Origin of the sequence: Chitinophaga silvisoli, assembly GCF_003412465.1 — a bacterium.
Taxonomy (GTDB): Bacteria; Bacteroidota; Bacteroidia; order Chitinophagales; family Chitinophagaceae; genus Chitinophaga; species Chitinophaga silvisoli.
Window position 1 is genome coordinate 150219 of sequence record NZ_QTJV01000006.1, and the last position, 16348, is coordinate 166566.

The 16348-nt window shown below is 44.9% G+C and carries 5 protein-coding genes; all 5 read right to left on the minus strand.

The window, feature by feature from the left end:
- Positions 1 to 39: 39 nt before the first annotated feature.
- Positions 40 to 11235, minus strand: coding sequence for a non-ribosomal peptide synthetase (locus DXN04_RS16230; RefSeq protein ID WP_116854434.1), 11196 nt, complete (start codon positions 11233 to 11235; stop codon positions 40 to 42).
- A gap of 30 nt (positions 11236 to 11265) precedes the next feature.
- Positions 11266 to 12930, minus strand: coding sequence for a carbamoyltransferase N-terminal domain-containing protein (locus DXN04_RS16235; RefSeq protein WP_116854435.1), 1665 nt, complete (start codon positions 12928 to 12930; stop codon positions 11266 to 11268).
- An 11-nt stretch (positions 12931 to 12941) separates the two neighbouring features.
- Entirely contained in the window at positions 12942 to 13448 is a 507-nt protein-coding gene (locus DXN04_RS16240; protein WP_116854436.1) for a UpxY family transcription antiterminator, read from the minus strand.
- 364 nt (positions 13449 to 13812) lie between these two features.
- The gene (locus DXN04_RS16245) at positions 13813 to 14481 is read right to left on the minus strand and encodes a response regulator transcription factor (RefSeq protein WP_116854437.1); all 669 of its coding nucleotides are present in this window, start codon (positions 14479 to 14481) and stop codon (positions 13813 to 13815) included.
- A gap of 445 nt (positions 14482 to 14926) precedes the next feature.
- Entirely contained in the window at positions 14927 to 16309 is a 1383-nt protein-coding gene (locus DXN04_RS16250) for a DHA2 family efflux MFS transporter permease subunit (protein ID WP_116854438.1), read from the minus strand.
- Positions 16310 to 16348: the final 39 nt, after the last annotated feature.

Consider the following 16348-nt stretch of genomic DNA (forward strand, 5'->3'; position numbering starts at 1 on the left):
TCTAAGTCCAGTACCGTTTAATCGGGGATAAAAAAATGATCAGATCTCAATGCGGGTCAACTGATCTCTTTGTGATTGCTGCTGCAGCTGACTATGCCTGAATGCTATCTGTTCTGCAACATCTTCTATAGTTGGGGTATTCAGAATCGACTTCATATTGAGCTTTACCCCGTACTCCCTGTTCACCCACGAAATAAGTTGGGCAATCTTCAAACTATGTCCACCCATATCAAAGAAGTTATCCGTGACACCGATTACCGGCACATCGAAGATCTCCTGACAGGCAAGGGCTATTCTCTCTTCATATTCATTTCTTGGAGCGACTGTTGCACGGGTCCTTGAAACAGGATTCCCTTTTGTCAGCAAGGCCTTTCTATCCAGTTTTCCATTTGGGGTAAGGGGCAATTCATCCAGCTGGATAATATGCGCAGGTAACATGTACAATGGTAAAAACTCAGCCAGGTGCGCACGGATAGCGGCAGTAGATAATTGCTCACTGCCAGTGACATATGCCACCAGCTCTACTTCCTTATGCACAACGGGGATGACTGCCGCCGTGATAATACCCGGGTATGAACGCAAAGCATTCTCTATCTCACCGGGCTCTATGCGGAAGCCCCTCACTTTCACCTGATCATCCTTACGACCACCAAATGCAATATTGCCGGAGGGCAACCATCTGCCAAGATCACCCGTCCTGTACATACGTTTGTTTGCTATAAATGGGTGCTGTACAAACTTAGCAGCAGTGAGTACGGGATCCTGTAAATACCCTCTCGCCAGACTATCACTGCTGATGCAGATTTCACCACTCACTCCCGCCGGTAATAATTCATTGTTGGCACCCAGGATATATATGGCCGTATTGGCAATCGGACGACCAATTGTTACCACAAGGTCTTCCCTGAACCGGTATACGGTACTGTAGGTCGTATCTTCAGAAGGACCATACAGGTTCCTGATTTCACGAACGCCATTATAAAGCGGCGCTATATATTGTGATGGAATTGGCTCACCGGCCATGTTCAATACCGTCACCGCACTTAAATCAATGCCTTCACGTAATAAGGCTCCCACCACGCTGGGTACCGTGTTCAATAGTATCTTCGAATCCGCAGAAAGATGTTGTGGAATAGATAAAGCATTCCTTAAGACCCTGATCATTTTCCCTGCGCTCAGCGAATAGAAAATCTCAAATACAGACAAATCAAAGCAGATAGAAGTGGTACAGAAAACCACATCAAAATCCGATTGTCCAAACTCAGTGCCGCACCAATCCAGGAAGGTACAAGCACTCTTATGTTCTATCATCACTCCTTTAGGGTAACCAGTAGAACCAGAGGTATAGATCACATAAGCCAGGTTTTCAGGACTACTAAGAGGCAAAGGATTTTCACTACTATACTCCTCCTGTTCATTTAGAAAACAAGCCAGCTCCTCTTCATCAATTACCAGCCTGCACTTACTATTATCTAAAATATACCGGATGCGGTCCGCGGGGTATTCAATGTCTACCGGCACATAAGCAGCACCTGATTTCAGTATACCCAATAGCGTTACTACCATCCAGTCAGTCCTCGGCAGCATCACGCCTACCAGGTCATCAGGAACTATCGAATACTTGTGGCGCAGGTAATGTGCCAGCCGATTTGCTCTTTCATTTAATACCTTGTAGGTCAATTCTTCCTGCTCAAACACAAGCGCCGTCTTTCCTGCTGAATGCCTGACTGCTTCCTCAAATAACAGGGGAATTGTCAGCCCTGCAGAAACAGGGGCGCTGGTATTATTATAGTCCTCCAACAAAAGCCTGCGTTCCTCATCTCCCACCAATTCAGCTTTGCATAAAGGCAACCCCGGGTTATCTACGATATGATCCAATATCGAAAAATACAAGGCCGCCAGGCGTGCTGCACTAAGTCCCGCAGCCAGCTTCTTCCTCAATTGTATCTCAATGGCAAAGACACCTGCCGTCAGATTCACAGTAAAGTCAAAATGCGTGTTCGTCCTTTCCCTTCCTGCCAGCAGGTTGTTTTGTAAGGAATCGGGTACTACCGTTCCATGCTCAAGATCTCTGAATACATGGAAGTCGATATAATTGAAGAGTACATCAAAGAAAGGATTCGCACCTTCTTTACGGGTATTATTCAGGGTCGCTATTTCTAGCAGACTCACACTTTCATAATTCTTTAGCTGTATCAGCTTATTATTTACCTCTTCTATAAACTGCCCGACTGTTTCATCACCTTTTACCCCCATTCTCAGTGGAATGGAATTAAGGAAACAACCCAACACCTGTTCTCCATCCTCATTTGCCGGTCTTATATGGGTTACCAGTCCTGCAAGTACTTCTTTTCCCTCATTCAGTATATGTAATAAGTAGAGATATGCGCTTAAGGAAAGGACTTTCACGTTTACACGTGCTGCTGTAGCTGCCGCCTCTATTCTTTGCAGGTAAGCTGCATCTGAGGAATATAAATATGCACTATGATCGTCTTCTTCTGTCAGTATGCCTAAGCGGGAATAACCATCAAGTTCCTCCTTCCAGAATTCCCTTGCTCTGCTGTTTTTTGCATCCATACGCTGCTGCACAATAAAGTCCTTGTAAGTCGCCCTGAGTTTAGGCAAAACAAAGCCTGTTCCCTGTTTGAAATAAAGATTATTCAGCGCGGTAATAAATGCTGCGTTGCTCCATCCATCTAAAATTGCATGATGAAACTGCCAGATGATTCCGTAATCATCATTCCCCAGGTTGATAATATCCAGTCTCCATAAAGGCGCTACTGAAAGATCAAATGGAGTATGCAAAGCATCTTCCAGGTATTGTTGTATAAATATTTCAGGTGAAATAGCAGGCGTATCTATCCAGCCAATAGAATATTTAATCTCCTTATGTACTATTTGCAATCCGGCAGCATGGTCTGTCAGATTAAAACTTGTTCTTAAGATCTCATGTTGCGCTACCAGCATTTCCAATGCGCGTTCTAAACGTTTCAGGTCGAAATCAGGATAATGCTGCCTGTAGACGAACTGATCATGATAAACGCCAGCTTCTTCACTTACCAATGATTCGAACAGCATCCCTCTTTCAATATCACTGGTAGGGAATACATCTTCTATATTCTCCTTCTCCTGAACATGTGGCAATAAAAGATAGCTTTGTTTCAGGGATGTAAATTCCCGTATCAGCTCCTCACGCTCTGCCTCCTGTTGTATAGCCATTAGTTTCCATTCGGCTCCATTCTCTGCAGCATAGGCTACCAGGTCAGCAATTGTATGATGGGTGTAAGCGACAGCGACAGGCACTCTAAATCCCAGGTGTTTATCTACTTCACTGATCATCTTCAACACTCTGATAGAATCCCCGCCCAGTTCAAAGAAACTGTCTGTCACCCCTATTTTTTGTTTGCCCAGCAATGCTTCCCAGATTTTCACCATCCTATACTCCACCTCATTGCGTGGAGCCACGTACGTTGTACCCGCGTTGATAGCAGCTTCCGCCGGCAGTGGCAATGCTTTCTTATTTAATTTACCATTTACCGTTACGGGGAAATGATCTACCTGGATATAATACGCCGGCAACATATAAGCAGGTAATTGCTGCGCCAGAGAATGACGTAATACCTGCACATCTACTGCCAGCTCACTGATCAGGTAAGCAATCAGCTGCCCTTCCCTGGCTAGTACCACCGCATCCTTGATGGAGGGAACCTGCCTCAGAGCATTTTCAATTTCACCCGTCTCTATCCTGAAACCACGAATCTTCACCTGGTCGTCAAAACGTCCTTCATATTCCATTTCTCCATTCACCAGTATCTTCGCTTTGTCGCCGGAACGGTACATCCTTTCTCCCTGCTGGAAAGGATCTGCTATAAAACGCTGACGATTCAGTTCATCCCTGTTTAAATAGCCCCTGGCTACACCATCGCCGGACACATACAATTCCCCTGACACACCAAATGGTACCAGTTGCTGATGCGCATCCAGCACATAACACCGGAGTGTAGGTATTGGCTTGCCGATATTACTTTTATTGGAAGAGATCTCCAGGGCAGTAATTTCTTTATAAGTAACATGTACCGTCGTTTCTGTAATACCATACATGTTGATCAGCTTCGTAGCCGGGTATTTTTCTTTCCACGCAGCTAATTTAGCCGGTGCGAGGGCTTCCCCGCCGTAAATTACATAGCGCAATGAAAGAGCGCTGTCTTCCCGCTCCATTTCCCGTGCAGACAAGTTATAAAACGAAGACGGTGTCTGGTTTAACACTGTAACTTTCTCACAACGCAGCAAATCCAGGTACGCATCCGGATCCCTGGTTGTTTCTGCAGGTACTACCACCAGTTTGCCTCCAAATAAGAGTGCACCGAAGATCTCCCATACCGAAAAGTCAAAACAATAGGAATGGAAGACAGTCCATACATCCTGCTCAGTGAAATCGTACAAGGCCGGATCTGTCATAAATAAACGCACCACATTCCTGTGTTCTATCAATGTTCCTTTGGGATAGCCGGTAGTGCCGGAAGTATAAATAACATAAGCAAGGTCCCCGGGCTTGTTTACACACACAGGGTTTTCAATATCAGTTTCCTCCAAAGCGAGTTCCAGCAATACTTCATCGATGATCACACGGCTGGCACTGTCAGATATAATATAGTTGATCCTATCTTCAGGATAAAGCGGGTCTACCGGTACATAAGCGGCACCAGACTTAAGCACACCCATGATAGCGATGATCATCCGCTCACTACGTTCCAGTTTTATAGCTACCAGGTCATCAGGGTTAATGACATATTGTTTTCTCAGGTAAGAAGCGAGTTGATTGGCTCGCTTATTTAATTCATGATAAGTGAGTGAGACATTACCAAAACTGAGGGCAACGCGATTCCCTGCCGTCAATACTGCTTTTTCAAACAAGGATACAATCGTTTCAGAAGAAGGATAAGTAGCATCAGCTGATAAAAGCAATTGTCTTTTCTCAATTTCACCCAGGTAATCCAATTGCCAAAGCGGGACTGAAGGCCCTTTAGCAATAGCAGCTAACAGATTTTGCAGGTGTTCCATCAACCTGTCAATAGTGCGCGGAAGATAAAGATCTGTGTTATACTCTATTTCGACCAGCAATTCAGCATTTACTTCTTCAAATGTAAATGTCAGGTCATACTTACTATGCCACACCATCTCAGCCTCATACTCTTTCACCTGGAGGCCATCGAAAGCCCTCTCTGTCAGCCGGCCAGTATCCGTATTCTGCAACACTACCATTACATTGAACAAGGGGTTCCTGCTCATATCTCTGCTCAGGTGCAGCGCATTGATCAGTTCATACAATGGAAATGCCTGGTGCTCGTATGCAGCTGTGGTATTGGACCTGATAGCGGCCAATAACGCCACAAAACTATCATCCTCCTTCACCTTGGTTCTCAATGGCAATGTATTCACATAAAATCCGATCTGGTCTTCCAGGTCTGCATGTTCCCTGCCGGCGACCGGGTACCCTACAACCAGGTCATCCTGTCCGGTATACCTATACAAGAGAATATTGATCGTACTTAGCAATCCCATAAAGAGCGTCGCCCCATTCTCCTCACAAATCTTTTTAATCCCCTCCATGGGCAAACTGCCTTTCATTTTACTGCCACGGTAAGTTTTCACAAGCGGACGCGCAAAATCAGTTGGCAATTCCAATACCGGCAATTCTCCTTTCAGCTGTTCCAGCCAGTAGCCCTTATGTGCATCGAAAGCTCCGTTGTGCAACTGTTCCTGCTGCCAAACGGCGTAGTCCTTATATTGCAGGCGGGCTTGCGTCAACTCCGCGCCTTCATAATATTGTAATAATTCTTTTATAAGGATTCCCATAGACCAGCCATCACTGATGATGTGATGCATGGAATAGATAAGGATCCATTTGTCCGGTGCTACCCGGGCCAGGCTTGCCCTTAACAAAGGTCCGTTTGCAAGGTCAAATGGCCTGAATAGTTCATTCTTCACCACATCGTCCTGATAAACTACCTGATTGATTTTAAAATCAATAACAGGCTTTATCACCTGACGAACGTCCCCGTTCTCCACGAAGACAGTTCTCAAGATCTCATGCCTATCAAGCAGGCGCTTAAATGCAGATTCTAATGCCGGAATATCCAATGCGCCCTCAAACTCAAACACACCATTCATATTATAGGCCATACTGCCGGCTTCGAGCTGACAAAGTACCCAGAGCATTTTTTGGGAGGAAGAAAGCGGGTAATCTGTTAATGGTTTCGCTACAGGAATGGCTGTATACGCTGCTTTTGAAGCAGCCAGGATCATGGCTGCCTGCTCTGACAGTACCCGCTTTGTAAAGAGCCTGGCAAAAGGCAGCTTTACCTCAAATGCTTTATGTATTAACCCGGCCAGTTTGGTCAATTTCAAACTATGACCACCCAGTTCAAAGAAATCATCTGTGACACTAATATGCTCTCTGCCCAATACCTGCTGCCACACTTTCAAAAGTTTTTCTTCCGTAGCATTGCGGGGAGCTACCAGCGATGTTGTAGCAAATACGGGTGCCGGCAATCGTTTCCTATCTACCTTTCCACTGGCATTCAGTGGCAATTGCTCCAGCACCACATAATGAGCAGGCACCATGTAGGAAGGCAAACTTTTGCCCAGGTGCGCTTTTATCTGCGCTACATCTACCTGCTGCCCGGTAGCGATATAAGCTACCAGGTATTTGTCTCCTGTATGATCTTTGCCAATCACTACCACGGCAGCATCAATACCAGGATAGCGTAATAATGTATTTTCAATCTCACCTGTCTCTATCCGGTATCCACGTATCTTCACCTGGTCATCTCTCCTGCCCTGGAATACGATATTTCCATCCGCTAACCAATACCCCAGATCACCAGTTTTGTAAATCCGCTTACCAGCATGAAAAGGATCAGCAACAAACTTCTCCTCAGTCAGCGCCGGTTTATTTAAATAGCCTCTCGCCACCTGGTCACCACCAATACAGATCTCACCACTAATACCGGGTGGCTGCAAATTCCCTGACTCATCAAGGATATAGATCCAGGTATTCCAAACAGGGCGACCAATAGGAATAATATGATCATAAGGTAAAGTAGGATAACAAGTCACATCTACCGATGCCTCTGTAGGCCCATACAGGTTATGCAGCGGCACTTCAAAATTCCCATACCATTCTGCCACCGTTTCCGGCAACAATGCCTCACCGCTCGCCATTACCTTGCGCAGGCTTCTTACCTTATCTCCCACATCCTCTACATCCCTTACATAGGACAGGAAGACACTTAACATAGCCGGCACAAAGTGCAGGCAGCTTATCTTCTCCTTCTCTATCAGTTGTAGCAGCTGTTCAGGAGAACCGGCAGCTGTACGGGTACACAAGACCATCTTTGCCCCCTTGCAAAGCGGCATAAAAATCTCCCATACAGATACATCGAATGTAAAATTGGTTTTCTGCAGAATCACATCTGCCTCATTGAAACCATAGTGATGCCACATCCACTCTATCCTGTTGATGACTCCCCTGTTCTCCAGCATACAACCCTTAGGCTGGCCGGTAGAACCCGATGTATACAATACATACAGCAGATCTTCCGGCTGAATGCCAATCATAGGGTTTATCTTCGAAAATTCCTGGTCCTGGTTACGGAATCTACCCAATTCTTCCTCGTCTATCAGCACCTTACAATTACTATCGTTCAATATATACTCAATCCGCTCCGCAGGGAATTCCGGATCGATAGGTAAATAAGCTGCTCCTGCTTTCAATACTCCCATAATAGCAAGGATCATCCATTCGCTCCGCTCCAGCTTCACACCGATGATATCACCCGCTTTCACCTGGTAGTGCTGCAAAAGGTAATGCGCCAATTGATTGGCTGTCTCGTTCAACCCGCGATATGTCAGCGTTCTCCCCTCAAACACCAATGCTGTTTTCCCGGGAGTAAGCGATACCTGTTCTTCAAAGAGTGTCACAATTGTAGCCGCTGAAGAATAAGCCCTCGCCGTATTATTGAATTGATGTAAAATGAGATCTTTTTCTGCCGGAGTTGCCAACCCAATGGCAGCCACGGTCGTAGTATCTGATGATATTACCTGGGATACGATATGACAATATAAGTTGTAGAACCGTTCTATAGTTTCTCTCTTAAACAAGGCTGTACTATATTCAATTTCCACATAGTACCTGCCGCCAGTACCTGTTCCAAAGTTGAAATGAAGATCAAATTTAGCCGATACATTTTCCTGGATAGTCACCGCTCCATCTTCCAGGTAAGTATCCAGCAGCTTCAACTCCAGCCCCTCTTCGTGCAACACTTCAGCCCCTACATCCTGCAATCCCACCATCACATCAAAGACAGGGCTTCTACCCGGCTCCCAGTGCAGATCAAGGTCCTCAATAATCTGATCAAAAGGGTAATCCTGGTACTGAAATACCCGGTAGGTATTCCCGGCTACCTCCCTCAGGAGTGCTGCAAAAGATTTACGCCAGTCTATCTGAACCGCCAGCGGCAATGTGTTTATATACATCCCCACCTGCTGTTCCAGGTCGTAATGATTCCGGCCCGATACGGGCGTGCCCAGCGTCATGGCCTGCTGTCCCGTAATTTTACTTAAGAGAACCGCAATGGTAGTAAGGAAGAAGTTGAAAGGAGTGGCCTGCTGCGCTTTGCAAAGCTGCCGGATGCCGGCCGTAAGCCCATCCTCCAGGTAAAATTTCATAATAGCCCCCGCAGTGGATCTTTCCGCAGGTCTGGCAAAATCAAGTGGCAACATTAAAGGCTCCGCCTGCCCGGCCAGGTTATTTTTCCAGAATTCGGCCAAATAAAGCCGTTTAAGGCGATGATTCAACCAGGAGGCATAATCCTTATACTGAACCCTCAAAGGCTCAGAAATGGGCTGTTTATACAATGCCAGCAGGTCACGGATCATAATGCTCACTGAACTGGCATCGCAAATAATATGATGAAGGGCAAAAATCAGGGCATATTCCTGGTTCCCAATCCGGTAAAGGTGCAGGGATACCAGCGGACCATTCGCCAGGTCAAACCGCAAATTCCGGAGACGGGTCAGTTCCGTATGTAAAAAAGAACGATGCTCTGATGCAGGATCATACTGTAAAACCGGCAGACTAAGCCCATTCAGCACCACCTGCCTCGGCTCCCAGTTTACCTCCCTGAATACTGTCCGCAGACTCTCATGCCGCTGCAGTAGCAGCTGAAACGCGCCCTCAAGCGCCGGTATATTCAATGCCCCCTTCAAATGCAATCCCGCCACCACGTTATACGCGGTTCCTCCACTCTCCGACTGGTCCAGGATCCACAAACGCTTCTGTGCATTTGACAATGGATAATCTTCCTGTATAGGAATAACCGGAATCGGCTTAGCCGCATCTGCCGCATTGCCTGCCCGCAATTTATTCTCTATATTTGCTATCAGCCCATCCAGGGTATTATCTTCAAATACCTCTGCAATACTGATATGAATATGCAGTTCCTTATTAATCGCATTAATCAGTTCCGTTGCCCTGAGTGAATCCAGCCCCATCGCTATCAGGTCATTCGTGCCGTTATCCGGTCCCAGTTTCCCTAACAGGTATTCCCTGACAGATCCCTTCTCCACTACCTGAGCCCTGCGCTGTTCACCCGTTAAATAAGATTCCAGCACACGCCATGTCTTATCCTTATAATACTGCCTGCACAACACACGCTGCAACTTACCGCTGGTAGTCCTCGGAATACCACCCGGCACTGTCAGTACCACGTCCACAGGCATTAATCCACAAATTCCCGTTACTATATTCCTGATATCATGTATCAGCACGGGCGCATCTATCTGCGTATGCAATACCCGCTTGATCTCCGCCACCACCATAATGTCTTCATCAGCTGCAAACACCGCAATGCCACCAGGCTCAAAACAATCAGCTGTATCGGCAATGGCCAGCTCTATATCATGCGGATAATAGTTCTCCCCACGAATAATCAGCATTTCCTTAATGCGCCCATTTATAAAAAGCTCATTATTATCCAGGAATCCAATGTCGCCAGTCCGTAAAAACCTGATCCCATCCACTTCATAAAACAATTCCTTATTGTCCCTGTTCCAATACCCTGCGGTCACACTCTCTCCTGCAATACAGATTTCCCCTTCATTCACTTCCACTCCCCCAGGAGAAAGAATCTTTACCATCATACCACCCGCTACCTGCCCGGAACTCACCACCCCGTTACCCAGCCTTACCTTGCTTTCTTTTTTAAGTCCTGATACCAGCAAGGTAGCCTCCGCCAAACCATAACAAGGATAAAATGCCTCCTTTCTAAACCCAGCGTCCCTGAAATGTTCTGCAAAACGCTCAAGCGTTCTTTCTTTCACTGGTTCTGAACCATTGTACGCCACCTGCCAGTGGGAAAGATCCAGCTCCGGTATACTCCCTACCGGAATTTTTTCTACACAAAGCTTATACGCGAAATCGGGTCCACCGCTATGTGTAATTTTATATTTTGAAATAGCATGCAACCACAACGCCGGAGTTTGCATAAATGCCAGCGGCTGCATCATCACACAACTACATCCTGTATACACCGCATGCAGTATGTTCCCGATCAAACCCATGTCATGATGAAAGGGCAACCAGGAAAAGATCACTGAATCAGCATCACAGCCAAAAGCCTCCCGGATCATTTCCTGATTATGCATCAGACTTGCCTGCCTTACAATCACTCCTTTCGGGGTACTCGTAGAACCCGATGTATATTGTATAAAAGCAATATCGCTTGGTTCACTGGCAGTTAGTTCCTGCGTTCCCAAACGGGTAGCAATGAGCTGCAGATTACCGGCTAATGCCTTCTCTATCACTGCCACAGATTCCTCTGAACAGAGTATAGCTACAGCTCCCGCATCCTCCATAATATTATTCAACCTGGAAAACTGCCTGGTTCCCCTGATATAAGGCATGGGCACCGGGATAATGCCAAGCGACTGGCAAGCCAGGAAGGCAACTATAAATTCAAGCGGATCCCTGTACATGAGCAAAGCACGCTCTCCCTTCAGTGACCTCCCGGCCAGCTGAAAGATCACCTGATTCACACGGGACACAAGTCCGCTGAAAGTAACTTCATCTTTGGTGGAACCTTCATTATCCAGAACGGTGAAGGCAGTCTTGTTGGGAAAAGTCAGGCTATGACTGAGTAAACAAGCAAGGATATTCTCGTGCTGATATCGCATGGCAATTCAATACATTAAAGTGCTCTAAAATCACACAGATGGCTGTCGGCGGCGGCTTAATAATTCTTTAAATTCAATTTTATTGATCTTCTCGTACAAGTATCCCTCACTCCAGATATAATTCACCTCACCCCACTCTATGACTGATGATATATTGGGGAAGAACCCTCTTCCCTTATGATTGGCACTTGTATTACAAAGCAATGGTAAACCACTCAGCTGCTTATATGCAGTTAACAAGGCATATATAGTCGGGTTATCGTTAGGACCTACTGTTTGTAATCTCGCAGTTTTATCCAGGTGACAGATCGCAGGCACACGATCCAGCCAGCTCTCCTTTACCAGGTGATCAAAGAGCATATAAGGATCCCTGATACCAGGTTCAAAGATTTCAGGGGCATCTTCTTCCAGGCAAATAGGTGCTACTGGCCTGTAATCTTCCCTGCCTTTGATTTTGTTCAATACCTTTTTCATTCCCGGATCATTGGCCGGTGCCAGGATACTCCTGTTACCCAATGCCCTTGGGCCCATCTCAGCTCGGTCATTGATAAACACTACCGGCTCATGCTCCTCATACAGCAGGCGCGCCAGGTCTTCGATAGATGCCTCACTCCTGCGCCAGCCCTCATGTGCAAAATCATCGATCACCGCAGGACCCGCATATACATTCCAGTCCAGGAAATTATTTCCCGTAGCATGAATCATCTCACAACACGCCGCACCCAGTGCACTACCGGAATCATTCGGAAATGGAGGTACCCATACTTCTTCGAAGACAGCGATGTCCCTTACTGCGCTGTTCCATTTTATATTCAATGCACAGCCGCCTGCCAGGCAGATATTCGAACTTTTCACTCCATTCTCCTTCACCAATTCTGCCAGTTTTTCAACGAGCAGGTTTTCTATAAATACATGGAATGTGTGCAGGATATCCTGGTCAGAAAAGTTATATTTCTTTGCCTGCTCCTTTACCTCTTTCGAAAATAAAAGCGCGAAGTTCATATCCTTCTTGTCAATGTTATTGTAAGCGGCCTCAAAGATCGGCAACAGCTCCTCCTGCAAAGTCCCGAAGGCAATGTATGCCATCACCTTGCCCGGAACGGACAGCTCACTGTTCAGGTCTTTGGCAGTCTTATCAAAAGGAGGGAAATGCTGGGAGAAAATACCGTAAATATTCCCTACAATAAAGAAGAGAATACCGATACTATCTACCACATTCGTCTTATTATTATAATAAAACAGCTGCGGGAACATGCCGCCATCCCATACCAGTACATATGCATCCTCACCTCTTGCTGCAAAAGGACTGCTGCAATATGCAGAAGAAATATGACCTGCCACGTGCTGGTAACTTGCATAATCCAGCTTCATGGGTCCTTCGAGAGAAAATGTTTTTCTCTCCATGATATTTTGTCTTGGTGCGAAGCTACCATAGCCAGCTAGTTTCACGGGTACATCTTTATCTCCCAGGCGAATGGTGACTACCTGGTCCGGTGTCCATCCGTCAAATACAATCATATCAATCTTGTTAGCATAGCTTCCGAGCAACGCATAAATTTCATTCAGCCCCAGGGTAAAGGCGCTGTATCTTTCATTATTATTGAGCTTCTCAATTTCATAGCTGAGCACCAGCTTATTCCCGTCAATTAAAGCAATTGACCCATCGTGTGTGAGTTTAATTCCACAGATAACCATTGAGGACTTATTTATGCAGTTAGAAAATATTCTGAAGACAAGGTTAACAGTATGTTGCGCTGTAAGAGTCCCACCCTTACGAGCAATTTCTCTTTATCATTCATCTTTACGACTTCGCAGGATAAACCAGCAAGTGCCCCCTGTGAAATGATCAGTTGCTGACCGGGTTGAAAATGATTGTTTGTCACCTCCACATCTTTCGCAAATGTTGTGGCCAGTCTGATATTGTTTACCACATCATCACTCACCCTGGCAATACCTTTCCCTGTTTTTACATAATACAGGAAACCGCCGGATTCCATGCCTGCATAATAGTGCTGCATACTGCTCAGATAAATAAAAATGTAAGAGGGGAAAAGGGGTGTTTCAATGTACTTTTTACGATCCCTGTAGCTTTTTACTTTGCGGGTAATGGGTAAAAAACTATGGATATTTTGCTCAGTTAAATTGGCACTCACCTTTCTTTCGTGACGTGGCTTGGTGTATATTAAATACCAACCGGCATTAAACGTATTCATACCTAATTTTTATTGGAACGATCAAAGCTATCGCTACAGTAAAGGGTCATTACTGCGGAAAAAAGAAATCAGAACGGATAGTAAGTAGCGATTCCACACATATAGCGTGGATGGGTAAACGGAAAAAAATGGTGAGTATTTTTTCCGCAATCAAATTAGTCCAAATTACCAAGACTCACTTTAGTAGTATCCCTAAATTTCATTGCGGTTTTTACTCAATATTTACCAATGGATGTTACTTAAAACGCATAGCTTTCCCCTCAGACCAGCTGCCTTTCTTAAGGGCATGATCTACGTTTTGGTGGAAGTGGTTTTTGGTAGAACCCGTATACTATATATTATTGATTATTTTGTGTCTTTGCTTTCAAATAATAGTATTTGTATCAATTATCTTTTGCACAATACCATATTTTAAAAGTCCAACTGTGGACTTAACCCCTAACTTCTCTTTCATATCCTGCCTGATCTTCTCAATAGATCTGATGCTCAGAAAAAAAGAATCTGCAATCTCTTTATTGCTCTTTTCCTCCCAAATGAATTTTAGTATTTTTTGTTCTCTTTCATTTAAAAGCACATCACTTTTCCCCTGATCATATATAATATTCTTCTGCCTGTTCCAATAAAGTGCCTCCGTAAATAATTTATTCGGATATATTTTATTTTTTGATACGGCCATAATGGCGTGTAATAACTCCTCAGGTTCATCCATTTTTGAAATATACCCGTGAATATCGTAATCCATGAGATTACTGATCAGTTGTGGATCTGTGCAGGAGGAAAGTATCAGTATTTTAATTGTAGGGTGTTTTTCATGAATCATTTTCAGTACATCACTATTACCAGAACGGGAAGAAAAAACATCCACCAATAGAATATCAACTTTGGCATGTTCCAGATGATATAATACATCAGATAAGTCCGAGGCCTGAAAAATTACATTAATAGAGATCTGCTCTGACAAGTATTCCTTCACACCTTTCCTGAAAAAAGCAAGCTCGTCTACAATGGCCAGGTTTAATGCGTCTACCGGCATAGGTCGCTACTTTGAGGTTTATAAAACAGTCTTAATGCTAATTGGAGACTATAGTGTAACATCCCGACATTGGTCCCCAATATAAAATTTACAACCTATCCAACCTGGTGTGGAAATGCCTTGATGGAAAGGTTACAAATATCAATGAAAGTTCATGTCCATGGATTCTGAATTAATTGCGCGGAGACAATAGGGTGCATATTATTTACTGGATTACAAAAATGGTTACTTTCTAGTTAACGCTGTCAAATATAGACTTTTTTCGAAAAAGCAAAAGTGTTTTTTTTATTATGAAATTATTTCCTCTTCCCGGCACGCGGCCCGAAACAGGAAATAATTTTATAATATTTATGTTAAGTACACAAACCTTAAAAAATGATGTCTCCCCTTTTTAGTTTTACATGTTACGGGCCTTTTACCTGTCTATCCATTTAAGACAATTAATTTAATGCTTCACATTTCCCGTTTTTACGGGCAACAAGCGCACCAATAAAAGACACAACACAATTGCCACTACAATCACAATGAAGCTACGCTCCATTGAAAAATTAATCGAACCATACCTTTGCGCAATAAAGAATACGGAGGTGATGGATGCTGCGCCAATACTGCTGGAAAGCTGTTGGACCGCACTTAAAGAACCACTGGCACTACCTGCTTCTTCAGGGTTGATATCTCCAATAGTAAAGTCGAACAGGGTGCCGAAACAAAAACCCATGCCGCTGCCCATAAGAAAGATCGCCGGTGCAAATGCCCATGGATTGCTGACAGTAAGGGTTAATTGATAAAACATGATGCCCAGGCCAACCAGGATAATGATTAAACCGATTCCAACAATATTCCGTCCGATCCTTTCGATCAGTGGCGGCGTTAGAATGGAGGAGATAATGATCCCAATTGATAGCGGAACCATCTGGATGGATGCACCAAACGGCGTAGCTCCTAATCCTAACTGAAGAAAAAGAGAAATGAGATAGGTAAGACCAGCAACAACGCCAAAGAAGAAAAATCCCAGTAATAGTCCGGCACAAAATCCCCTGTTCCTGAACAATGTCGGCTCGATGATGGGGTTGTCCGCTTTGGCTTGCCGCCAGATAAAAAAGGCGGCTAACACGACCCCTAATAAGATGATGAAGACGGAACGCTGTTGCCAGTTGTTAGCCGAACCTTCGATGATGCCATACAATAAAGAAAGCATCATTGCGCCAAGCAAAACAGAGCCAATGCCGTCTATAGACACATCTTTTTGTCCACTGTCTTTTGGAAGCATTTTATATGCTGCTATAAAACCCAATGTGCCTATCACAAGGTTAATGAGAAAGATAGCACGCCAACCACTGTTAAAAAGATCTGCATGAATAAGAAACCCTGCGAAAATCGGTCCGCAAATAGTGGCGATGCTCAGCACCGGGCCAAATACCGAAAACGCCCTGGTCATCATTTCCCTGGGAAAGTGTGCCGCCATAATGGCCATGCCCTGCGGAATAAGCAATGCGCCAAAAGCTCCCTGAACCAACCTGGCAATAATTATCATTTGGGGACTTACAGCGAGTCCACAGGCCAAAGATGCCAGCGTAAAACCTCCCATACCGATGAGGAATAGTCTGCGCCGGCCATATTTATCACCCAGCCTTCCACCTATCACCAGCAGCACACCCATGGTCAGGGCATATCCTGCACCTAGCCATTGCATCAGCTCCTGACCTCCGCCTAGTGCTTTGGAAATCATTGGAGCTGCTACATTCGTGATAGTTGAATCTAACATATCGAGCATGTCTGCAACCAATACCACGGCTAAAATGCTCCACAATCGAATATTTTCCTTCATAGGTTACCTGTGTTTTTGTTAGAATATTTTTGTCTCAAT